Here is a 22,947-nt window from a genome sequence, read left to right on the forward strand (position 1 = left end):
CTAAAATGCAGAGGAAACAAACTTACGGCGCAGGCGGGTCCGCAAACGGACCGCCAGCAGGTTCAGGAAAAAAATCAGCACAATCAGCAGCAGCGTGGTGGTGAAAACCATCGGCTTGGCGGCCTCGCTGTTCTGGCTCTGGAACCCGAGGTCGTAGATATGGAATCCGAGATGCATGAAACTGCGCTCGGCATGCACAAACGGCGCCACGCTGTCCACCGGCAGTTCCGGCGCCAGCTTCACCGCGCCGACGAGCATCAGCGGCGCCACCTCGCCCGCGCCGCGGGCCATGGCCAGAATCATACCGGTCATAATGCCGGGCAAAGCGCGCGGCAGAACAATCCGTTTGATCGTCTGCCATTTACTTCCGCCGCAGGCATAGGAACCTTCGCGCATGGAATTCGGTACGGCCGCCAGAGCCTCTTCGGTGGCGACGATCACCACCGGAAGCGTCAGCAGTGCCAGCGTCAGTGACGCCCAGAGAATACCGCCCTTCCCGAAGGTTGGATTCGGCAACGACGAAGCGAAGAAAAGTTCGTCAATCGAAGCACCGATCAGGTAACAGAAAAAGCCGAGGCCGAACACGCCGAAAACAATACTCGGAACACCGGCGAGATTATTGATCGAAATACGTACCGCGCTCACAACAAATCCCGGCCTGGCGTATTCGCGCAGATAAAGCGCCGCCATCACGCCGAACGGAACCACCGCCAGCGACATCAGCAGCGTCATAATCACGGTGCCGAAGATCGCCGGGAACACGCCGCCTTCGCTGTTGGCTTCGCGCGGCTCTTCAAAAAGAAATTCGTGCCAGCGGCTGAAATAGATTCCGGTCTTTCCGGCGATTGAAAGCTGATTGGCCGGATAAGCGCGGACAATGTTTTCAAGCGGCATCGCCACCGCTTTGCCCTGAGCGGTTTTTAGATTCAGTACATAGCGGCTGTTTTCGGCGCGCAACCGGCTGATCTCTTCCTGAAGCTGTTTGAATTCCGTCGTGCCGATTTTTTCCGTTTCGAGAAATTCCGCGTTTTCCGTCTGCCAATCGGTGCTGCCAGCGCCTTTGCTCAACTCTACGGAACGCAACGCCAGTCGTGCTTTTTCAAGCCGCCGATTGACGCGGCCGACTTCTTTCGTTTCAAGTTCGCGGATTTTTGCGCGCCGGTCGGTGATTGCGCTGTGATACTCGTTAAACTTTTTCCACGCGGATTCCGGCGTCAATGCGACTGTTTCGCCGCCCAGCGTGAAGCTTTCCGGAAATCCGTAGAAACGGCCCCATGCCGTGCGCTCAATCACCAGCGCCCACTCCGGACGAGTTTCTGTTTTCACGTCGTGATCGTTAAGCCAAGTGAAATGTTCGCCGGAAATTTCAAAGTTTCCGGTGCGCACCAGTTTGCGTTGCAGCACACGCACCTTTTCGTCGTTGGTGCGGAAACTTTCGGAGCGGGTGATTTCACCCATGAACACCGAGCCGTCCGACGTTTGGAACTGCTGTACCGGTGCCGGCCATAGTGTGGCAATCCCGTTACATAAAATCAGCGCGAGCAGCCCGATAATCATGCACAGCGCAATGGCGAGTCCGCCGCCGGTCAGCCAGATCATCGGCTCGCCTTGAGCAAACAGCGAAACCCGCGAACGGCGGCGGCGCGGCTTGACGGATTTTTCTTCCGGCGTTTGAAAACTCATAAATCCACCGCCTTTTTACGGAAGCGCATACGAACCAGCTCCGCGATGGTGTTCAAAATAAAAGTGATCACAAACAGTGCCAGCGCGGCGAGAAACAGCGTGCGGTAGTGTGTACTGTTACGCACGGCTTCCGGCAGTTCGACGGCGATATTGGCTGAGAGCGTGCGGAAGCCGTTAAATATATTCCACTCCATCACCGGCGTATTTCCGGCGGCCATCAGCACGATCATCGTTTCGCCGACGGCACGTCCGAGGCCGATCATGATGGCGGAAAAAAGTCCGCTCATCGCCGTCGGAATAATGATGCGTACTGCCGTCTGCCACGGCGTGGCCCCTGCCCCGAGCGACGCCGAGCGCAGATGATCCGGTACGGAGGAAAGAGCATCTTCTGAAATGGTGTAGATGATCGGAATGATGGCGAAGCCCATCACAAACCCGACGACCAGCGCGTTGCGCTGAACGTAGGTGCCGAACAGTCCGCCACGCGGATCAAAGCCGAGCGCCTGCAACAGCGCGGCGGCGGCAATCGCCAGTACCAGCGCGGCGGCGAGGCCAAACAGGAATTTAAACAGATCAAACAGAGCGCACTGCATCCGTGACCAGTTCATGGAAAGGGGGCGGAGGCGTGGATCCACTACGACGCTGAACAGCCACGCAATCAGCAGACAGCTCACCGGCATAATCAACAGCACCCAGCCGCCAAAGGCCTGACCGATCTGACCGTCGAGCCAGCGCATAATATCGCCGGCAAAACACAGCCGCTCAATCAGCGGACTAATTAGATGCGCCATGCCTACGCCAGCCGGAACCGTCAGCAGTAAAAAGATCAGGCGGAACCGCGCCAGCAGAAGCGTCCAGCGTTGCGGAAGAAGCTGCCAGATGTAGGCACCGAGCAGAAAGGCCGCCGGAACAGTGATAAAGACCGTCATAAACACCGTGAGCAGTTTCGCGACAATCGGCGCCAGCACCAGTGCGGCGATGAAGCCCAGTACGACGCTCGGTAGTCCGGCCATCATTTCAACGGCGGGTTTGATATGCAGTTTGGCGCGCGGCGAAAGAAACTCGCTGGTGAAAATCGCGGCCAGCAACGCGATCGGCACGCCGAACATCATGGAAAAAAGCGTCGCCTTGAGCGTTCCGAAAATCAGCGGCATCAAACCGAACTTCGGCTCGAAGTCATCGGTGCCGGACGACGATTGCCAGACATATTCCGGTTTGGCGGCGCCTTCGTACCAGACCGGCGTGAAGAGCGCGGCCGGGGTAATTTCCGGATGCCGGGGATCAATGTTCCACTGCACAAGGTGCTTGGGCGTCAGCGCCAGTATTCCGTCGTCTTTGGGCGACAGAGCGACGGACTGTACCGGCGAGTCGCCAGCGTTCAGATGGGCCAGCTGTTTCTGACTGGTGATGTGAAACAGATCCACCGTGCCGTCGGCATAGCCCGCCGCGACCATGCGGATGCGCGACGACGAAGCCAGCGCGGTGACGGCGGTCGAACCTTGAAAGGTGTGCGCCTGTGTCAGAAAAGTCTGCGACGGATTGTTCGGTGAAAATGCGGGGAACCACGCTTGAATGCGGCCGGAAGAATCGCCCGCCAGCAGCGTGGTGCGGCCCAGTAGCGGCTGAAGCGAAGTCAGTTTGCGATCCGGTTCCGGGACAAGATCAATCCGCTCGATCAGCGACGGACTGGTGAAATTGCGGGTATCGAAACGCAGCAGTGTGCCGTCGCGCCAGACGGCGCAGACGGTATCGCCCAGTCCGGAAAGAATAACCCACGCCGGCGGCTCGCGGCGTTCCTGCGCTTTGTATGGAATCATAGCGACGGTGCGGCGGATCGTCACTTTGCCGGTCATGATGTTTTCGCGTTTGGTGAAGCGGAGAAGAGAAAGAGTTCCTTCGTCATTCAGCATCACGGAAATCTGCCCGGCCGGACTGGTGGTCTGATCGAGCAGGCGTACCGCCGAGGACGTTTCGCCGAAAATCGGTTCGTCAAAAATGGCGGAAAGCCGGATTGACCGGAACTGTTCGCCGGAAATCCGCTGAATCAGCGCGCCGTTCCATTCGCCGATTCCGTTTTCACCTAGTGCCTGCAATTCCGGCGGCAGTTCTTTGTCGGCGACATACGAGGTTTGAAAACTGATACGGCCCATCCGGATCGAGCCGTCGGCGAAACCGCAAAGCGCCTCGGAAGTCGTACCCTCGAGGGTAAACGCCGTCAGCGCCGCGTTGGTGAAAAGCATCTGTTCAGAAAGTAAGGCACCGGTATCGAGCCGGGTGCAGACGAGACGTCCGGAGCCGTAGAGAACACGGTTCATCAGTCCGTATTCGTCGGACTGAATCGAAAGCGGCTGTGCGCTATCGGCGGCGGGCCGGTTCAGCGTTTCGCTGCCGGCAATGCGTGCCGGACGGAAAAGCGGAATGGCGACGTAGAGCAGATAAAAGAAAACGGTGGAGACGGCGAGGATGGTGCCGATTCCGCCGACGGTGATCAGCGATTTGGAGAGACGATCCGACGCACGCACACTCCAGTGCGTTTTTTTCCGCCGTGCCCGACCTGTAAAACTTTTCGTCATATTCCAGAACAACCTCCGGACGTGTTTAAACTCGTCCGGAGGTTTCGTTCCACCTTATTTGATTAGAACCCTGCTTTGATTCCTGCCGATTCAAGCGTCTTGCGGGCTACATTGGCAGGCACCGGGAAATAACCGTCTTTGAGCACGTCCGTCTGCCCCTGCTTGCTGAAGATATACTTGATGAACTCGCGGCGGAGCGGATCGAGCTCGCTGCCAGGTTTGAAGTTCACGTAGAGATACAAATAGCGGGCGAGCGGATATTCGCCGGTGTAGGCGTTTTCCGGAGTCGCTTCTACAGGGTATGAATACGCGTCGCGGGCCAGCGGAAGAGCGCGAACGTCGGCGGTCTTGTAGCCGATACCACTGTAGCCGATGGCGCCTTTGTCGGTGGCAACACCCTGCACCACGGCGGAGCTGCCGGGCTGTTCTTTCACGGAATCCTTGTAGTCGCCTTTGCCAAGCGCGTTTTCTTTGAAATAGCCGTAGGTGCCGGAAGCGGCGTTACGACCGTAAAGGCTGATCGGCAGGTTGGCCCATTCGCCTTTGAGTCCAAGCTGGCCCCAGCCAGTGATGTCTTCCGAGTTGCCGAGCTTGCGGTTCTTGGAGAAAATCGCGTCAACCTGAGTCAGCGACAGCGCTTTGATCGGATTGTCTTTGTGAACATAGACAGCCAGCATGTCGATACTGGTCGGAAGTTCGGTCGGCTTGTAGCCGTACTTGCCGACAAATCCGTCGAGTTCCAGCTGTTTCATCGGTCGGCTCATTGAACCAAAGGTCGCGGTGCCTTCGATCAGCGCGGGCGGCGCAGTGGAAGAACCTTTGCCTTCAATTTCGACCTGAACATTCGGATAGATTTTTTTGAATCCTTCCGCCCAGAGCGTCATCATGTTGTTCATCGTGTCGGAACCGATCCCTTTGATCGTGCCGGAAACGCCTTGAACGGCTTTGTAATCCGGAAGACCGGCATCAACCTGTACCTGAGCCTGCGCCGACCAAACGGCCGCCGCGATCAGGGCTGCACTTACTGCTGCTTTTTTCATATAGAGTTTCTCCTGTTTCCACTCGTTAGTTGGTTCGGCAGTCACCGGACAGGAAGGTCTTTCCTTTCGCCTTCTCTTTCCGGCGGCCGCCTCATACGGGAAGAAATATGAGCGAACTCTATTAGAGAATTGTTAGGGTTTGATTAGAACGCTGTGAAAATTAACGAAACGCCGGAAACGCTGGAGCAATAGCTGTCGAGATGCTAAACAGGGATTATGAAATTACAACAGGGGCAAATCTGGAAAAAGGGTGACGAATTCCTGCGTATCGTCGAATGCGAGCGGCTTGCCGTCAAATACAAGACGATGGAACATCCATTTTCCAAAGAAGGCGAAATGCATCAGGTCACAAAAAAAGAATTCTGCCGCATGCTCAAGGATGCAAAGCTTCTGCCATAGGTGTGGAATACTGAAAACTACGGCAAGGCCGGACGGACTTTGATGGTTTTCTCGCGCTTAATGGTGACGGTTCCGGGCTTAGCACCGCGCGGTTTGGATACATTTTTTGCTTCGGCGCAGGAAACCGGAACGATTCCGGCATTGCGCGCTTTGCTGTGCCACGCGGCAATCGACGCCGCCTGTTTGATGGTGGCACTGTCAGCGGTCTCACCTTCGGGGCCACGCAGAATCACATGACTGCCGGGCAGTCCGTGGACATGAAACCAGAGATCGTTCGCCTTTGCCGTCCGCAAACTGAGCAGATCGTTGTCGGCATCGGTCTTACCGGCCAGCACTTCCCAGCCTCCGGCAAGCGCGTATTTCCAGACATCGGGTTCTGTGATTCTCTCTTTCATCGTGCAAAACCTATCAGAAAACGCCCGCTCCGCCATAAGGAGATTTCATAAAAGGTGCAGGCCTCCGGAGTTACCGGAGGCCTGCGGGGTTCGATCCGCTCACGCGGATCAGAGGCTTTGAACAGAGCCTAAAATTTAAAGTTCAGGTCAGCCTGCAGGGTATTTGCGTCCTGATTTTTGTAATCCGTACTCAGGATATAAGCCCCGTCAAGCGACAGATTTTTTGCGATCTGGTATTTGCCTCTGAACACATGTCCGGAGCAGTCGGTCCAGGTTTCTCCGGCGAAGTCAGAGTCATTGAGACCGGCAACGACGGCGTCTTTTTGAATGTCGCGGTAGTTGTAGCCGATTTCCCAGCTGCCTTTGTCTTTGGCTTTTCCGATAGTAATACCGGCAAGATACGCCGTATCCTCGTTGCTGTTTTTGGCCTCGATATTAACAACATACTGCGCATTCAGCAGAACCGGAACTTTGAATACATCGAACCCATATGAGCCAAAGCCTTCCACCAGATTAAACTCCGTTCTGGGGGTGTTACGACTGCCGCTGGTATTAACCAGATTGGTCGATGAGTTTGCGTTTCCGAAATAATAATCACTTATACCCAGTGTCAGTGTGTGGGTACCGAATATCTTCTTCTCAACCGCCACCTGTGCGCTACTGAGCTGGATATCAGGATTGGCACCGTTTTCCTTCATAACAAACGTTCCTGCATTCGCCATCAGCTTGGCCGGGAGAAACTGCTTTTCATAGGTCACGGCAGCACCTTCCGGATTCAGGTCGGTATCCCAGATCAGTCCAGTATTGTAGGTTATCCAGGGTTGAGGCATTTTGCCAAGGAACAGGTGCGCACCGCCCATCATCTCGGGGTGCATGTCCACATACGCCTGATCCAGATAGATCGACTTCATGCCAGCACTGTCATCAAGGTCTGCATTAGACGATGTGCGCGATCCGCCAGTAGCTAAGCGCACACCGAAATCGGTAAAGTCGTTCACCTTGCCATACGCACCAACCCGTAAGCGTATCCGCTGACGGTCTTTAGTGGTATTGTCTGCCACCTGCCGGTTTTCATACCGTGCGCGGACATCGCCCTTCAGTTTAATGTCGTTAGCCCAAGCCCCGGCCATATTCTTCTTTCCTTCGGCCTGAAGCTGTTCAAGCGACCACGTCTTTTTGGCGTTGTCTTGCTCGATCTGAGCGATTTTAGCGGCATTCGCGTTTTCAACCTGCGCGGTTTTTTCAACCTGCGCGGCCTTTTCCGCGTTAGCTTTCTCAAGCTGGGCGATCTTCGCCGACAGCTCGTTAAGCTGCTTCTGCAGTGCGGACAGCTCTTCAGAGCCTTGCGCCTGCACGCTGAACACGGCCATCACCGCAACAGCTGCTATCATAAGTATTTTCTTCATAGTCTCCCCTTCTCTCTGTTCAGGTTCGCACCGCCGGTTTTCCTTAGTCCCGCGCGGCTTGTTCTCACGGGCGTGTGACCACTTCTATTTGCGGCCCGTTAAAAATCTGCACACAAGCTATTGTACCGATGTTAGGATTTTGTTAGGCATGTATTAGTTTTTTGTGTCGTGTCGGTTTCGAGATACTGTGTGGCGGTTTAATTTCGATGAAAATGGAGTTACTATAATGAAACAGATGTTACGAATATTGGTATGCGGTCTTATTCTTACAGCAGGCAGTGGATGCGGTAAGCAGCGGACGGCAGTCACAGCGGCAGGATCAACAGCCTTCCAGCCGTTTGCTGAAAAACTGGCCGAGCAGTTCATGGTTGAGCGGACGGATATCGCAGTAACTGTACAAGGCGGAGGCTCGGCGCTTGGTGTTCAGGCAGCCCTCTCCGGTGCCGCCCAGATCGGCATGGCTGACCTCGTTCAACTGCCGCCGGAAGCTCAGGAGCTGACCGCCGTTATCGTTGCTCGCGACGGCATCGCGGTGGTCGTGAACAACAAAAACCTGATCAAAGACCTGACCATGGAACAGATTCGCAACATTTTCTCCGGAAAAATCAGCAACTGGAAAGAACTGGGCGGTGTGAACCACGAAATCACCGTCGTTTCCCGCGAAGCCGGCTCCGGTACACGTTCCTCATTCGAAAAAATCGTTAAAGATGTCACGCTCACCAAAGATGCCATCATTCAGGACTCAAACGGCACGATTCGCGAAACCGTCGCCATGGACGAAAACGCCGTCGGATACCTCTCCCACGGATTGCTGAACGAAAAAATTAAAGCAGTAACCGTTCATGGCACGGCCTGCACAACGGAAGAAGTCGTCGCGGGCCGTTACCCCATCGTGCGGCCTGTTTATCTGCTGACCAAGGGTGAACCGACCGGCGCCTGCAAAGCTTTCATTGATTATGTCTGCTCCGCCGAAGGGCAGAAAACAATCCAAGAGAGCGGCCTGATTCCTGCCAAGTAAAACACCGTTTTCAGGACTGAATTTAAATGCAGGACATCCCGAACACTCCGGAACATCCGAAGCGTCCCGCCCAGCGGGTCTCGGGTGCAGTTGCGATCTGGTGCAGTGACCATCTGGCGCGCTACATTTTCATGGCTGTGGCCTTTTCGGCCACGGTCAGTCTGCTGCTGATTGCCCTTTTCATTCTGAAAGAAGGCGTACCGTTTATCGTTAAAATCGGGTTCAAGGATTTCCTGTTTGCCTCGGAATGGGATCCGTCCGCCGGCAAGTTCGGCATCTATCCGATGATTATTTCGTCGTTGTGGGTCACACTGGGCGCCATGCTGATCGGCGCACCGCTGGGCGTAGCCGGAGCCATTTTCCTGACCCAGTTTGTACCGAAGTCAGTCATGCGGATTATCAAGCCGATGATTGAACTGCTGGCCGGCATTCCATCGGTTCTGTACGGATTCATCGGCGTGATGGTGCTGGCACCGTTCATCCGCAACCATTTCGGCGGGCCGGGGCTGTCCCTGCTGGCCGCATCAATCATTCTCGGCATCATGGTGCTGCCCACCGTAATCAGCATTTCCATCGATACCATCAACGCCGTGCCGCGCACCTACCTTGAAGGCGCGCTGGCACTGGGAGCCACCCGCTGGCAAAGCGTGCATATGGTAATTCTGAAAGCGGCGCGTTCGGGAATTATCGCCAGCATCATTCTGGCGATGGGCCGGGCCGTCGGCGAAACCATGGCGGTCATCATGGTAGCCGGTAACGCCGTCAAAATCCCCCACTCCGCGCTCGACTCCGTACGAACACTGACGGCGAACATCGCGCTGGAAATGGGCTATGCGACCGGGCTGCACCGGCAGGCGCTGTTCGCCACCGGCGTGGTACTGTTTGTGGTCGTCATGATCCTGAACTCGCTGGCGATGGCCGCGATGAAACGAAAGACGGGGAGTTGATCGTGCGGATATCTCCAAAATTTACACAGGCTCTGGCTGTCATCCTTCTGGGCGCTGCCACACTCATCACCGTCGTCGTGCTTGTGATGATCATTGCGTTCGTGCTCAAGCGCGGCGTTCCGGAAATTTCGTGGGAGTTCCTCTCAACCAAGCCGAGGGAAATGGGCAAAGCAGGCGGTATTCTGCCGACCGTTGTCGGCACCGTACTTCTGCCGCTGCTCGCGATTGCGATCGCTTTGCCGATGGGCGTCGGCACCGCCGTGTACCTTTCGGAATACACCCGCGAAAACCGCATCACAAAAATCATCCGCTTCGGCACCGACTGTCTGGCTGGCATTCCATCGATTATCTTCGGCCTGTTCGGCTATATCTTTTTCGTAACCATACTGGGCATGGGCTGGTCCATGATCTCCGGCGGACTGACACTGGCTATCATGATTCTGCCGACCATCATCCGGACATCGGAAGAAGCGATCCGCGCCGTGCCGCAGGCATACCGTGAAGTAAGCTGCTCGCTGGCCGCCACGAACTGGGAAACCGTTTACAAAGTGGTTCTGCCGAACGCCCTGCCGGGAATCATGACCGGCGTTATGCTGGGCATCGGCCGCTCCATTGGCGAAACGGCGGCTGTCATTTTCACCGCTGGTTCTTCGCTGATGATGCCGAACTCTCTGAACGACTCGGTGCGGACGATGTCGGTGCATTTTTACCTGCTGGCTCGCGAAGGAATTTCCAATGAGAAAGCTTATGCGACGGCGGCGGTGCTTGTTTTTGCTGTGTTGTTCGTGAATCTGACGGCTTACTGGATGATGAACCGGTTTATCGCGAAACGGTCGCGGTGATTATGGAAAGGGTGCGCGTGGAACGTGAGGTCAAAATTTCGGTGCAGAACCTGAGTGTCTTTTTCGGACGCCATCAGGCGTTGCGCAATCTGACATTGAACGTGGCGGCAAACCGCATCCTCGGCATCATCGGCCCGGCCAGTTCCGGTAAAACAACCTTCCTGCGGACGCTGAACCGGATGAACGACCTCGACCCGGAAAGCCGCGCCGAAGGACGTGTGCTGATGGACGGCTCAGACATTTATCATCCTTCGCAAAGCGCTGTGCAGTTGCGTAAGCGCGTCGGCATGGTCTTCGCTCTGCCCATGCCGCTGCCGATGAGCATCTACGACAACGTCGTTTACGGCCCGCGTCTTTCCGGCATACGCAACCGTGCAGAGCTGGATGAAATTGTCGAGCGGACGCTGACGGCGGCTTTCCTGTGGGACGAAGTGAAAGACCGTCTGGATCTGCTGGCACTGCGTCTTTCCGGCGGACAACAGCAGCGCCTCTGTCTGGCCAGAACGCTGGCGATGGATCCCGAAGTTGTTCTGCTGGACGAGCCCTGCTCCGGACTCGACCCGATTTCCACCGCCCGGATTGAGGACGCCCTGTCCGTTCTGAAAGCGCGCTACACGATCGTTCTTGTCACCAACAACACCAAACAGGCTTCACGCGTGGCCGACGAAACCGCTTTCTTCCTGATGGGCGAACTGGTTGAAATGGGCGAAACGGCTCAGGTCTTCACGGTGCCGAAAGACCAGCGCACCAGCGACTACGTTACCGGGAGGTTCGGCTGATGAATGCACCGACTTCAAATCCCCTGCGCATGACCGTCCGCAATCTGGATCTTTTCTACGGAGATTTTCAGGCACTGAAAAAAGTCGATCTGCTTGTGCAGGCCAACCGGATCACCGCGCTGATCGGGCCGTCCGGTTGCGGTAAATCCACTCTGCTGCGCTGTCTGAACCGCATGAACGATCTCATTCCCGGCGTGAAAGTGACTGGCGAGGTTCGACTCGACGACCAGTCCATCTACGGTTCCGGCACGGATGTCTGCCTGTTGCGCAAACGTGTCGGCATGGTCTTCCAGCGTCCCAATCCGTTCCCGCTGTCGGTCTGGGACAACGTAACTTTTGGACTGCGCGTGGCAGGCATGTTCCGCAAAAATCAGCTTCAGGAAGTTGTCGAGCGCAGTCTGCGCGCCGCCTGGCTGTGGGATCAGCTGAAGGATCGGCTGGACAGCCCCGCCCTGAGCCTGCCTATGGATCAGCAGCAGCGGCTTTGCGTAGCGCGCCTGCTGGCCGTCGAACCGGAAGTGATTCTTATGGACGAGCCCTGCTCGGCGCTCGACCCCATTTCCACCGGCAAAATCGAAGACCTGATGCTGGAACTGCGGGAACAGTACACCATCGTCATTGTGACCCATAACATGCAGCAGGCGGCGCGCATCTCTGACTTTTCGGGCTACATGCTGCTCGGTGACATGATCGAGTTCGGCCCGACCGGCAATATTTTTACAAACCCGACGGATAAACGAACACAGGATTACATCAGCGGACGATACGGCTAGGAGCGGTATAGATATGGAACGGCATTTTGACGAACAACTAACGGCTCTGAAGCACACTCTTATCAAAATGAGTGCGCTCAGTGAGGCCATGATCTCCGACTCAATTCAAGTTTTGTGCAAACGCGATACCTCCGCCGTTCCGCGCATTCGCGAACACGAAGAAGAAGTTAACCGTCTGCAGATTGAAATCGACGGGATCTGTCTGCGACTGATCGCCCTCTACCAGCCCACAGCGGGCGACCTGCGTTTCATCCTTGGCGCCGTAAAGACCAATGGCGATTTGGAACGGATGGCGGACCTCGCCATCAACATCTGCGACAAGGCCGAACGGTTGCTGGAAGAACCGCCGCTGGCGCCGTTGGCCACCAGCCTGCCGGATATGGCGGCTCTGGCCAGCCAGATGGTCAAGGAAAGTCTGCATGCCTACGTCAACCGCGCGGCGGACAAGGCCCGTATTGTATTGCTGCGCGATGACCAGCTCGACGATATGAACCGTCGCATCACCACCGACCTGCTTGCGCTGATGCAGAAAGATTCCGGCATGATTAAGCGGGCGCTGAATCTCCTCCTGATTGCCAGGAATCTGGAACGGATCGGCGACCACGCCACCAACATCGCGGAAAACGCGATCTTCGTGGTCAAAGGGCTGGACGTCCGGCATCACCACGAATAAAGACCGCCATTCGGCGGAATATTCAATGCTCATTATTCCAAAAGCCGCTTGCCAAAGCGGATGCCCCTACGTATAACCTCCCCCCTTAATAGCTTCCGCATGGAGCGGGGCTGAAGCGAGTGCTGTCCGGTTGCCCCCGGAAAGCCAAAGCGGATTGTTCAAAATGAACTAGAGAAAGGGGCTTGTTATGTCAGAAAAGACAGTGACGATTCAGGAACTGCTGGACGCAGGTTTACACTTCGGTCATCAGACCAAACGCTGGAATCCCAAAATGAAGCGCTTCATTCACGGCGCAAAAGGCGGGATCTATGTCATCGACCTCCAGAAAACCCTCGTACAGCTCAAGCTGGCGCAGGAATTCCTGGCCGGTGTTGTCGGCAACGGACGCAAAATTCTTTTCGTCGGCACCAAAAAACAGGCCCGCACTGTTTTTCAGGAAGCCGCAGAAAAAGCCGGTCAGCCGTATGTCATCTATCGCTGGCTTGGCGGTATGCTCACCAACAACCAGACCATCCGCAAGAGCGTCAAACGCATGGAAGATCTTCAGGCACTCTTCGCTGACGAAGCGAAGCTAAAAGCCTTCACGAAACAGGAACAATCCGTTCTGCGTCGTGAACTCGTTAAACTCGAACGCAACCTTACCGGCGTAAAAGATATGACCTCTCTGCCGGGCGCACTGCTCGTCGTCGATATCTGCCGCGAAAAACTGGCCATTGCCGAAGCTCAGCGTCTGGGCATTCCGGTTGTCGCGCTGGTTGACACCAACGCCGATCCGGATCTGGTTGATTATCCGATTCCCGGTAACGACGACTCCATCCGTTCGCTCACCCTGATTGCCCAAATCCTCGGTGGCACCATCGCCGAAGCCCACGACGCCTGCGTCAAAGCCAAAGCCGCTGAAGACAAGCGCCGCAAAGAAAAAGACGACGCCGACAAAGCCGTCGCCGACGCTGCCCGTGAAGAGCGCAAAGCCAAAGAAGACGAAGAGAAAAAGAAACGCGCCAAGGTTCTCGATAAGCTGAAAAAAGAAAAAGCCGCCGCCGATAAAGAAAAAAAGAAAGAAGCTGATAAAGCCGCTTTCAAGGCAAAAGAAGACGCAGAAGCTAAAGCCGCCGCTGAAGTAAAAGTGGAAGCAACTCCGGTTGTCGAAGCCGCTGCAGAAGAACCCAAGGCTGAGTAATCTTAATTGAGAGGATCTAACAATGGCTGAAATTACAGCAAGCATGGTCAAAGAACTGCGCGACGCCACCAACGTCAGCATGATGGAGTGCAAACGCGCACTCCAGGAAGCCAACGGCGACAAAGAAAAAGCCTTCAAACTGCTGCGTGAACGCGGCATGGCCGTGGCCGCCAAAAAAGCGGATCGCGTCGCCAAGAACGGCAAAATCTCCGCCAAGGTTTCCGCTGACGGCAAAACCGGCGTCATGATCGAAGTGAACTGCGAGACCGACTTCGTGACCCGCAACGAAATCTTCCAGAAGTTCGTGGTGGATATGACCGATAAAGCGATGGACTGCTCCGGTGACCCCGCCGAAGCGTTCAAAGCCGACATCGTCGCCAAGGTCGCTGAAATCGGTGAAAACATCGTTCTGCGCAAGAGCGAAAAATTCACCGCCGCCAACGGCGCAATCGCCAGCTACATCCACATGGGCGGCACCTGCGGCGTACTGGCTGAACTCGCGTTCAGCAAAGCCGACACCGTCAACAACGCAGTCTTCAAAGAACTGGCTCTGGATATCTGCCTGCACATCGCGGCGGCCCGTCCGGCATCACTGGATCGCTCCGGTGTTCCGGCCCAGCTCGTTGAAGACGAAAAAGCCCTCTTCCTGAAACAGGTCGAAGGCAAACCGGCCAACATCGTCGAAGGCATCCTGAAAGGTAAACTCAACAAGTTCTACTCACAGATCTGCCTGATCGAACAGCCGTTCGTCAAAGAAGACAAAATCAGCATCACGCAGCTGCTCGAAGCGAAAAGCAAAGAGATCGGTGACACCGTCACCATCAAACGCTACACCCGCTGGCAGCTCGGCGACGCGTAAGCGTTTCGCCCATATGCACAAAAGCCGTTCCGCACTCCGGAACGGCTTTTTTGTTTATAAATCATCACTGATTTAAAAATAAGACGTTATTTGGAATCGTCTCTGGCAAATTGCTGAAACTTTTTGCTTCGCCATTTTTTGTACAACCAGATACAAAAAATCCAAGCTAAAGTGCTTTGAATGCCTACTATCCAGCCAAGCAGCACCATGAAGAATTTCGCCAGAAACGCACCAGTTTCTGGATCTGGCTGATTCTCAAGTTGAGCAACTTTAAGCAAGATAGGATCGTGTATAAAAAAATGATAGAGAATCAAAAGCACCCACACAGCAATTACGCTAACAAAGAATCGTGCTTTTCCTGACATTCTTCGAGTCGCAGGAATTACGCCAGTAAGTACTAAGCCTGGCACACCAAGCCAAATAACATACCATACGATCATCGATATTTTAGAAAGCAGGTAATACATTCTCTATCTCTCCTTGAAATACTCTGCAAACTAGCGACTTTCTTATATCGAATAAAGCCTATTCATTTCTGGCAGTGAGGACAAAAAACGGTGGTGCGCTGGACGATCTGGGTTTTGTGAAGCGGCTGGCCGCAGACAACGCAGGGCTGTCCGGCGCGGCCATAGACTTTGACTTTTTCGCGATGGCCGCCAGCTTCGCCATTGAGATCGACATAGTTGCCCTGCCCATCACCGAGCGACGTTCCTTTGTTGCGCACACCGGCTTTGATCACCTTCGTCACCGCTTTATAAAGCGCCAGCTTTTCGGCGTCACTCAATGTCCCGGACTTCCGGCACGGATCGAGCCGCGCTTCAAACAATGCTTCGTCGGCATAAATGTTGCCGACACCCGCCACGAATGACTGGTCGAGCAAGAGCGCCTTCAGCACTTTGTTCTGATTCTCTAGCGCTTTACGAAACTGTTTCTGTGTCACCGTCAGCGCGTCCGGCCCGAGGCCTGCAATTCTGGAGGGCGGACTTCGACGAGCTCTGTCGAGTCGCGCTCCGTCGCCGCCGGAAACGGTTTCGACGGAGCGAAACCCTCCCGGAACGAGCCGCCAGCGACCGAATTTGCGCGGATCGCGGAAGTGCAGATTCAGTCCACCGCTCAGCTGAAGAATCGCGCGGTCGTGTTTCCCTTTTTTCAGCGCGCCCTGCGTCAGATAAAATCCACCGGTCATCCGCAGATGCACCAGCAGGTTTTCTTTTCCATCCAATCGGAAAACCAGCCACTTTCCGTGGCGATCAATCTTTTGCAGCGTGCGGCCTTGAATCTGTTTGCAGAAAGCGGACGGCGTCAGCGGCTCAACGGTACGCGGCCATTCGATATACACCTTTTCGATGGTTCGCCCTTCCACACCGGCGGCGCAGAGCTGGCGACGAATGGTTTCAACTTCTGGTAACTCTGGCATCTGAAAATTCCACTTTCAGAAATGTAGGACAGGCATCTTGCCTGTCTAGACAGGCTGGAAGCCTGTCCTACGTTAAAAACGGGTTGACGATTTGGGCGTTAGGAAAAATCTTCTTCACGGCGCGGGTGTCTTTTTCAAGGAAGAGCAGTTTCAGATTCGGGCCGGCATCCATGGTGAAATAAACCTCAAGGCCGTCTTCGCGCGCCTGCCAGACTTTCTGCATCAGCGCGACCGACTGCGGTTTCCAGTAGCAGAGCGGCGGCCACGCCGCCAGCATAGTGGCGTGCATCGCCAACGCGTTATTCTCGGCGGTTTTGCCGAGCATGGAGAAATCCTGCGCGGCAATCGCAGTACGCAATTCGTCAAAGTCACAGTCGGCCTGCGCGGGCCACGCTTCATAAAGTTCCGACGTTTCAACCGTGCGGTTCATGCCGTCGGTCGAACCGGTTTTCTTCTTGGACTTGGAAACTTCGAGGACGCCAATCCGCAACTCTTTCCATTCTGCGGAAATCGGTTCGGCGTAGCTGTCCATGCCGTCGGCGCGCACACCGGCATGCCAGACGGCAAAACCGTCGTAGAGCGAACGGGCCGCACTGCCGCTACCGAGCCGTGCCAGCATGGAAAGTTCGCGCGGATTAAATCCCCAGCCGAACAGCTGATCGAGCGCTTTGACCAAGGCGGCGAAGCCGGAGGCCGACGATGCCAGTCCGGCGGCGGTCGGAATATTGTTTTTGGTTCGGACTTCGAAGAATTGTCCTTCGGCGCGGAACAGGTTGAGATATTTCGAGAGCCGGTCGGCGAAATCCGCCGGAGCCGGTTTGCCGTTCAGAAAAATCCGGTCGGCGGTTTTGGCGAACTTCACCACGGTGTGCGTGCCGAGTTTACCAAGCGAAATGGAGAGGCTCGAATTAACCGGCAGGTTGAGCTCGGCGTCACGCTTGCCCCAATATTTGCAGAGCGCGATGTTGGCGGGCGCAAACTCCTCGCCGCGTGTTACTGGCTTTCCGGAAGCCCGCTTGAGCATTAACTTAACGAATTGTTGGCGTGTCATATCCCGAAATTACTATTTTCTGACCGGATGAACAGGATAAACAAGATGAGGTCTATTCTGGAGTGCTCCGGCAAACAAAGTGCGACGGAGCTTTTCCCTTCAAAGGAACGTCGCAACAAAAAAAGCGGCCTCGCGCTTCGCTTGCGTCCGCACTCCAAATCAATTAAATCCCTTTACATGAGTACGAAAAAGGAACGGGCAGAATTTATCGGCGGTCGGCTGGACAAACTTTATCCAGCCGTCGAAGTACCGCTGAAGCACACCGACTCCTATACCCTGCTCGTCGCTGTGATTCTTTCCGCGCAATGTACCGATAAGCGAGTCAATCTGGTGACGCCCGCGCTGTTTGCCAAAGCGGACACGCCGGTGAAAATGGTTAAACTCGGCCAGGAAAAAATCCGCAAACTGATCGAAACCTGTGGACTGGCGAACACGAAATCAAAATCGATTTTTGAAATGTCAAAGATGCTGGTCGCCGAACACAACGGCAAAGTGCCGGACAGTTTTGATGAATTGGAAAAACTCCCCGGCGTCGGCCATAAGACCGCATCAGTCATCATGGCGCAGGCGTTCGGCGTTCCGGCATTTCCGGTGGATACGCATATTCACCGTCTGGCGCAACGCTGGAAGCTGACCAGCGGAACGAACGTCGTCCAGACCGAAGCTGATTTGAAAAAGCTGTTTCCGCCGGAACGGTGGAATAAGCTACACATCCAACTGATCCTCTACGGACGCGAACACTGTTCCGCACGCAGCTGTGACGGTACGAAATGCGAAATATGCCGGACGCTCAACTGCGGATAATAAAAACCCGCCGGTTTCTAAACGACAAATCGGATCGGATCGGATATAAAAACCCAATGACTCCGGAACAGATTGCCCAACAGTTTGATCTGCACGGACGGCTGGCAAGCATCCGTCCAACAACCAGCGGAAATGTGAACGACACCTATATTGCTGTGTTTCGAACTCACTTTTCCGAGGAACGCGTTATTATTCAGCGCGTCAATCACCATGTTTTCGTCCGCCCAGACTGGATCATGGAGAACATGCGGATTCTTACTCAACACTGTCACGAACAGTTACTGCGAGAAAGCGAAGACGCCGACCGCATCTGGCAACTACCGAGAATTATTCCCTCTAAAGCCGGAGAAGATCTTTTCAAAGACGAAGACGGAAATTTCTGGCGCGCCATGACGCTGATTGCTTCCGCATCGACTTTTGATATTGCTCAAAGCGAGGAACACGCCTACGAAACCGGCGTTGTGCTGGGCCAGTTTCACCGGCTGATTTCCGGAATCGATCCAGCCCGTCTGCACGACACACTGCCGGGTTACCACGAAACCCCGAAGTATCTGGAAAAATACGACCAAACCATTGCCTCGGCAAAAGCCCGCGAACTGATGCGCGGTTCTGAACAGGTACGAAGCCTGCATAAATTTATTGAGGCTCGGCGAGATTTTATTCCGGTTCTGCAGAATGCGCTGAGTGCCGGTGAAATAAAAACCCGGCTGATCCACGGCGACCCGAAGGTTAGCAATTTTATGATCGACGACGACACCGGCAAAGGCACGGCGATGATTGATCTTGATACGGTGAAGCCGGGACTGATTCATTATGACTTTGGCGACGCTCTGCGCTCGCTGTGCAACCGTGAGGGCGAAGAAACACAGGATTTGTCCGGCGTGGCGTTCGATTTGGATTTCTGCGATGCGTTTATTCGCGGGTATACCGCTCATGCCAAAGGATTTCTGACCGCAAACGACCGGAAGTATCTTTATGATTCCATCCGGCTCATCGCTCTGGAACTGGGTCTGCGTTTCTTTCAGGATCATCTGGCCGGAAATGTTTATTTCAAAATCCGACTTCCGGAACAGAATCTTCACCGCGCCAATGTGCAGTTCCGCCTTTGTGAAAGCATTGAGATCCGTAAACGGCAGATTGTCAAAATACTGGACGAAGCATTCGCATAAGCCGCCTATGAACGCTTAATAGCGGCGGGCAGACTCAGCAGGCGGACGTCCGGATTGCGTTCGCAGAAAAATTTCACAATCCATTCGGAATCAAACAGCATCACTTTTCGATCCGATGAATCCAGCAAAAGACGGCAGCTCGGCGGCAGCATGGATTCGGTTACGACCGATGCCGCTCCGCCCGATTCGTCCACCCAGCGGATAATTTTGTACGGTGCCGGTTCGAGCCGGGCCGTCGCGCCGTATTCGTGTTCCAGCCGGTATTTGAACACTTCAAACTGCAACACGCCGACCGCGCCCAGCAACGGCGCGTTCTGTGCCTGATCCGGAAAGTGGAACGACTGCAACGCACCTTCCTGTAAAAGGTGCTTCACGCCAGCCTGAAAGCGTTTGTACTGCGCGGGAACCGGATTGTAGAGCATCGCAAAACACTCCGGCGCAAACTGCGGCATTTCATGGTACACAATCGCCGGGTCTTCCGTCAGCGTGTCGCCGATACCGAAGCCGGTGTGCCCTACCAGTCCAATCACATCGCCGGGATAAGCGATATCCACCGTTTCCCGTTCTTTCGCAAAAACCCGGTGCGAACTGGAAAGCCGTACCAGTTCGCCGGTCCGCGAATGGGTCACGCGCATGTCGCGGGTGAAACATCCGGAACAGATGCGCAGGAAGGCGATCTGGTCGCGATGCTTGGGATCCATGTTCGACTGAATCTTGAAAATAAAGCCGGAAAATTTCGGATTCTCCGGTTTAATTTTTTCCGCGCCGGAAAAGCGCGGCTGCGGCGCAGGCGCATAATCGACAATCGCGTCGAGCATCAGCTGAACGCCAAAATTATTGATGGCACTGCCGAAAAACACCGGACTGAGTTCGCCGGCCTGAACCTCCGGGAGGTTGAAAACTTCGCCGGCAGTATCCAGTACGTCCAGCTCGTTGATCAGCGCTTCATAGACATTTTCCGGCATCCGGTCGCGCACCTGCGAGTCGGTTACCGCGTGAAGTGCCACCGGTGCGCGATATGCGCCGTGCGCGGTGCGTTCAAAAAAGTGCGCCTGCTTGGCTTGCCGGTCATAGACACCTTGAAAATCAGAACCGTTGCCCAGCGGCCAGTTCATCGCGCAGACGCGCAGTTGCAGAGTCTGCTCCAGTTCGTCGATCAGAACCAGCGCATCGCGTGACGGCCGGTCGAGCTTGTTCATGAACGTGAAAATCGGAATGCCGCGCATCCGGCAGATTTCAAACAGCTTGCGGGTCTGGCTTTCAATCCCCTTCGCCGCGTCGATCACCATCACCACCGAATCCACCGCCATCAGTACGCGGTACGTATCTTCTGAAAAGTCACGGTGACCGGGTGTATCGAGCAGGTTGACGCAAACTCCGCGATATTCAAATTGAAGCACGGTCGAGGTGACGGAAATTCCGCGCTGACGTTCCAGCTCCATCCAGTCGGACGTTGTCGCCCGCTGGGTTTTGCGCGCGGTCACCGAACCAGCCAGCTGAAGCGCGCCGCCGTAGAGCAGCAGCTTTTCCGTCAGCGTTGTCTTACCGGCGTCCGGGTGCGAAATAATCGCAATCGTGCGCCGTTTGGCGATTTCCTGCTCAAAACTCATAGCCGTCATCCGGGATCAAAGTAGCTGGAACTTTCAGCGGCGACCCGCCGCGAAAGCGAGTGGTGGGCGATTGGAGACTCGAACTCCAGACCTCTTCCATGTCAAGGAAGCGCTCTAACCAACTGAGCTAAACGCCCGAAAAGTGAACCGAGAAAGTATAGAACTCGCCTAGGTGTGTCAATGCGCGGAAATGGTTTTTATCAAAACTGTCGCAGAATAACCCAGCGAACCCTTTCCGATGCGCAGGAGCTGCGCCTTCAGCAGCTCATTTATGAAAATCGGACTGAACAGCTGAAAAAGAATTTTGCCCTGTGGACTCGCGGTGCAGTCAGATAAAACAAAAATCAGAGACTGAAAAGATCGTCAGTGAGAATGGCAGATTCAAAAGCTACGTCAGCGGGCAGGTCTTTCAATTGCGACGCCTCGACCGCCAGCACATCACACCGTTCATTTTCGGGATGACCGGCGTGACCTTTGACCCAGTGGAATTTGACGGCGTGTTCGGCACACAGATCGAGGAGCTGTTTCCAGAGATCTGAATTTTTAGCCAATTTACCCGGAGAGAGCTTCCACCCATTGGAACGCCACCGTTTAGCCCAGCCCTTTTCTATGGCATTCACCACATAGCTGGAATCGCTGGTCAGCTCGACGATGCAAGGCCGCTTTAACGAGCGCAGCCCTTCGATACAGGCCATCATTTCCATGCGGTTATTGGTGGTTTTACGGAATCCGCCGGAAAGCTCTTTCCGGCGTTCGCCGGACAAAAGAACCGCGCCGTAACCGCCCGGCCCGGGATTTCCCTTGCACGCGCCATCCGTATAAATTTTTACAGGTTCATCCATAAATCGGAACGCACGGTAGTTGATTTCCCCAACCCTTGAAAACTTAAAGGATGGCTGTGTTTTTCCCTCCGTTTTCAGGTTGCGGGGGTGCGGGTGCGTCCGTATAGTTCCGGCTCATTTTTCAGAGCGCTTTAGAACCCGCAAACCAAAGGAGCAGATATGTCAGTTATTGTAGAAGTATTGGCCCGTGAAATTCTTGATTCGCGCGGCAACCCGACGATTGAAGTGGATGTGATTCTCGAATCCGGCGCAATGGGCCGTGCGGCCGTTCCGTCCGGTGCCTCAACCGGCGAAAACGAAGCGCTCGAACTGCGCGACGGCGATAAGAAGCGTTATCTCGGCAAAGGCGTTCAGAAAGCCGTTGCCAACGTCAATGAACAGATTGCTCCGGCGATCATCGGCATGGACGCGCTCGATCAGGTCGGCGTTGACCGTTTCATGATTGATCTCGACGGCACCAAGACCAAGAGCAACCTCGGCGCCAACGCCATTCTCGGCGTTTCGCTGGCCACCGCCCGCGCCGCCGCCGATTATCTGAACATTCCGCTCTTCCGCTACATCGGCGGCGTGAATGCCAAGGTTCTGCCGGTTCCGATGATGAACATCATCAACGGCGGCTCACACTCTGACGCTCCGATCGCTTTCCAGGAATTCATGATCCGCCCAGTCGGCGCGAAGTCCTTCAGCGAAGGTCTGCGTTGCGGTGCTGAAGTGTTCCATGCGCTGAAAGCGATTCTGAAGAAAAAAGGTCTGAGCACAGCCGTCGGTGACGAAGGCGGTTTTGCACCGAAGTTTTCCGGCGGGACGGAAGAAGCTGCCGACAGCATCATGCAGGCGATCAAGGATGCAGGTTATGAGCCGGGCAAAGATGTGATGATCGGCCTCGATTGCGCCGCTTCTGAGTTCTTTAAGGATGGCATTTATAACTACGCCAAGTTTGAAGGCCCGAACGGCGCGAAGCGTTCGTCCGCCGAACAGGCTGACTATCTCGCTTCGCTGGCCGCAAAATACCCGATCGACTCCATCGAAGACGGTATGAGCGAAAACGACTGGGAAGGCTGGAAGATTTTGACCGATAAGCTCGGCGACAAGTGCCAGCTGGTCGGCGACGATCTGTTCGTAACCAACGTTGAATACCTCAAAAAAGGTATCGATACCGGTTGCGCCAACTCGATCCTGATCAAGGTCAACCAGATCGGCACGCTGACCGAAACGCTGGACTCCATCGAAATGGCCCACAAAGCTGGCTACACCGCCGTTGTTTCCCATCGCTCCGGCGAGACCGAAGACAACACGATTGCCGACATCGCTGTGGCAACTAACGCAGGCCAGATCAAGACCGGCTCACTCAGCCGTTCTGACCGGATCAGCAAATACAACCAGCTGCTACGCATTGAAGAAATGCTGGGCAGCGAAGCCCGTTACGGTTGCTAAGTTTCATGGATAAAAAACCATGAAGACTGATCGCCCCGGAGTTTCTCCGGGGC

22 protein-coding genes and 1 tRNA gene are annotated in these 22,947 nt (G+C 55.0%); 12 read left to right on the forward strand and 11 right to left on the reverse strand.

From position 1 onward, the window contains the following. The 3 genes from pstA (HOO88_04960) to HOO88_04970 form a co-directional block, all read right to left on the reverse strand. Positions 1–1,683, reverse strand: coding sequence for a phosphate ABC transporter permease PstA (gene pstA / locus HOO88_04960; protein NOU36100.1), 1,683 nt, complete (start codon positions 1,681–1,683; stop codon positions 1–3). Next, a complete protein-coding gene (locus HOO88_04965; protein NOU36101.1) occupies positions 1,680–4,256 on the reverse strand; it encodes an ABC transporter permease subunit in 2,577 nt (858 codons plus the stop codon). The genes pstA (HOO88_04960) and HOO88_04965 overlap by 4 nt, the downstream gene beginning before the upstream one ends. A gap of 62 nt (positions 4,257–4,318) precedes the next feature. Beyond that, positions 4,319–5,296 carry a phosphate ABC transporter substrate-binding protein gene (locus HOO88_04970; protein NOU36102.1) on the reverse strand — a complete coding sequence of 326 codons (978 nt, stop codon included), beginning with the start codon at positions 5,294–5,296 and terminating at the stop codon, positions 4,319–4,321. A gap of 216 nt (positions 5,297–5,512) precedes the next feature. Between HOO88_04970 and HOO88_04975 the strand changes: the two genes are divergently transcribed. After that, the gene (locus tag HOO88_04975; GenBank protein ID NOU36103.1) at positions 5,513–5,695 is read left to right on the forward strand and encodes a hypothetical protein; all 183 of its coding nucleotides are present in this window, start codon (positions 5,513–5,515) and stop codon (positions 5,693–5,695) included. 17 nt (positions 5,696–5,712) lie between these two features. On the opposite strand, the gene HOO88_04980 is transcribed toward HOO88_04975, so the two are convergent. Together HOO88_04980 and HOO88_04985 are read right to left on the reverse strand one after the other, a co-directional pair. Beyond that, complete coding sequence (locus HOO88_04980; protein ID NOU36104.1) at positions 5,713–6,090, reverse strand: DUF814 domain-containing protein; 378 nt, start codon at positions 6,088–6,090, stop codon at positions 5,713–5,715. Positions 6,091–6,218: 128 nt separating this feature from the next. Further along, complete coding sequence (locus HOO88_04985; protein ID NOU36105.1) at positions 6,219–7,496, reverse strand: hypothetical protein; 1,278 nt, start codon at positions 7,494–7,496, stop codon at positions 6,219–6,221. Between the two features lie 226 nt (positions 7,497–7,722). On the opposite strand from HOO88_04985, the gene HOO88_04990 reads away from it, so the two are divergent. From HOO88_04990 to tsf, 8 genes are all read left to right on the forward strand, one after another. Beyond that, a complete protein-coding gene (locus tag HOO88_04990; GenBank protein ID NOU36106.1) occupies positions 7,723–8,514 on the forward strand; it encodes a phosphate ABC transporter substrate-binding protein in 792 nt (263 codons plus the stop codon). 26 nt (positions 8,515–8,540) lie between these two features. Continuing rightward, positions 8,541–9,461: a phosphate ABC transporter permease subunit PstC gene (pstC, locus tag HOO88_04995; protein NOU36107.1), complete on the forward strand. Its 921-nt coding sequence runs from the start codon at positions 8,541–8,543 to the stop codon at positions 9,459–9,461. 2 nt (positions 9,462–9,463) lie between these two features. Continuing rightward, the gene (pstA, locus tag HOO88_05000) at positions 9,464–10,303 is read left to right on the forward strand and encodes a phosphate ABC transporter permease PstA (GenBank protein NOU36108.1); all 840 of its coding nucleotides are present in this window, start codon (positions 9,464–9,466) and stop codon (positions 10,301–10,303) included. Between the two features lie 2 nt (positions 10,304–10,305). Beyond that, entirely contained in the window at positions 10,306–11,082 is a 777-nt protein-coding gene (gene pstB, locus HOO88_05005; GenBank protein ID NOU36109.1) for a phosphate ABC transporter ATP-binding protein, read from the forward strand. Next, positions 11,082–11,855: a phosphate ABC transporter ATP-binding protein gene (pstB, locus tag HOO88_05010; GenBank protein NOU36110.1), complete on the forward strand. Its 774-nt coding sequence runs from the start codon at positions 11,082–11,084 to the stop codon at positions 11,853–11,855. Before pstB (HOO88_05005) ends, pstB (HOO88_05010) begins: the two co-directional genes overlap by 1 nt. Before the next feature lie 13 nt (positions 11,856–11,868). Then, positions 11,869–12,528 (forward strand): phosphate signaling complex protein PhoU, encoded by a 660-nt coding sequence (phoU, locus tag HOO88_05015; GenBank protein ID NOU36111.1) that lies wholly within the window; start codon positions 11,869–11,871, stop codon positions 12,526–12,528. Positions 12,529–12,715: 187 nt separating this feature from the next. Then, positions 12,716–13,708, forward strand: coding sequence for a 30S ribosomal protein S2 (gene rpsB / locus HOO88_05020; GenBank protein ID NOU36112.1), 993 nt, complete (start codon positions 12,716–12,718; stop codon positions 13,706–13,708). A 22-nt stretch (positions 13,709–13,730) separates the two neighbouring features. After that, the gene (tsf, locus tag HOO88_05025; GenBank protein NOU36113.1) at positions 13,731–14,567 is read left to right on the forward strand and encodes a translation elongation factor Ts; all 837 of its coding nucleotides are present in this window, start codon (positions 13,731–13,733) and stop codon (positions 14,565–14,567) included. An 86-nt stretch (positions 14,568–14,653) separates the two neighbouring features. On the opposite strand, the gene HOO88_05030 is transcribed toward tsf, so the two are convergent. The 3 genes from HOO88_05030 to mvaD all read right to left on the reverse strand — a co-directional run bounded on the left by HOO88_05030 (position 14,654) and on the right by mvaD (position 17,035). After that, the gene (locus HOO88_05030; GenBank protein ID NOU36114.1) at positions 14,654–15,034 is read right to left on the reverse strand and encodes a hypothetical protein; all 381 of its coding nucleotides are present in this window, start codon (positions 15,032–15,034) and stop codon (positions 14,654–14,656) included. Positions 15,035–15,096: 62 nt separating this feature from the next. Next, positions 15,097–15,984, reverse strand: coding sequence for a bifunctional DNA-formamidopyrimidine glycosylase/DNA-(apurinic or apyrimidinic site) lyase (gene mutM / locus HOO88_05035; protein NOU36115.1), 888 nt, complete (start codon positions 15,982–15,984; stop codon positions 15,097–15,099). A gap of 67 nt (positions 15,985–16,051) precedes the next feature. Further along, positions 16,052–17,035 (reverse strand): diphosphomevalonate decarboxylase, encoded by a 984-nt coding sequence (gene mvaD / locus HOO88_05040; protein NOU36116.1) that lies wholly within the window; start codon positions 17,033–17,035, stop codon positions 16,052–16,054. A gap of 177 nt (positions 17,036–17,212) precedes the next feature. On the opposite strand from mvaD, the gene nth reads away from it, so the two are divergent. Both nth and HOO88_05050 read left to right on the forward strand, forming a co-directional pair. After that, positions 17,213–17,839, forward strand: coding sequence for an endonuclease III (gene nth / locus HOO88_05045; protein NOU36117.1), 627 nt, complete (start codon positions 17,213–17,215; stop codon positions 17,837–17,839). Then, positions 17,806–19,008 carry an aminoglycoside phosphotransferase family protein gene (locus tag HOO88_05050; GenBank protein NOU36118.1) on the forward strand — a complete coding sequence of 401 codons (1,203 nt, stop codon included), beginning with the start codon at positions 17,806–17,808 and terminating at the stop codon, positions 19,006–19,008. The genes nth and HOO88_05050 overlap by 34 nt, the downstream gene beginning before the upstream one ends. A 5-nt stretch (positions 19,009–19,013) precedes the next feature. Here the strand turns inward: HOO88_05050 and HOO88_05055 are convergent, their stop codons facing one another. The 3 genes from HOO88_05055 to rnhA form a co-directional block, all read right to left on the reverse strand. Next, complete coding sequence (locus HOO88_05055) at positions 19,014–20,618, reverse strand: peptide chain release factor 3 (protein ID NOU36119.1); 1,605 nt, start codon at positions 20,616–20,618, stop codon at positions 19,014–19,016. A 60-nt stretch (positions 20,619–20,678) separates the two neighbouring features. Continuing rightward, a tRNA-Val gene (locus HOO88_05060) sits at positions 20,679–20,755 on the reverse strand. A 207-nt stretch (positions 20,756–20,962) separates the two neighbouring features. Then, on the reverse strand, positions 20,963–21,460 hold the full coding sequence (gene rnhA, locus HOO88_05065; GenBank protein ID NOU36120.1) for a ribonuclease HI: 498 nt from the start codon (positions 21,458–21,460) through the stop codon (positions 20,963–20,965). Between the two features lie 159 nt (positions 21,461–21,619). Here rnhA and eno point away from each other — a divergent pair, with 159 nt between their 5' ends. Beyond that, a complete protein-coding gene (gene eno / locus HOO88_05070) occupies positions 21,620–22,894 on the forward strand; it encodes a phosphopyruvate hydratase (GenBank protein NOU36121.1) in 1,275 nt (424 codons plus the stop codon). The last annotated feature ends 53 nt before the right edge of the window (positions 22,895–22,947 follow it).

It is taken from the genome of Kiritimatiellaceae bacterium (assembly GCA_013141415.1).
Taxonomy (GTDB): Bacteria; Verrucomicrobiota; Kiritimatiellia; order Kiritimatiellales; family Tichowtungiaceae; genus Tichowtungia.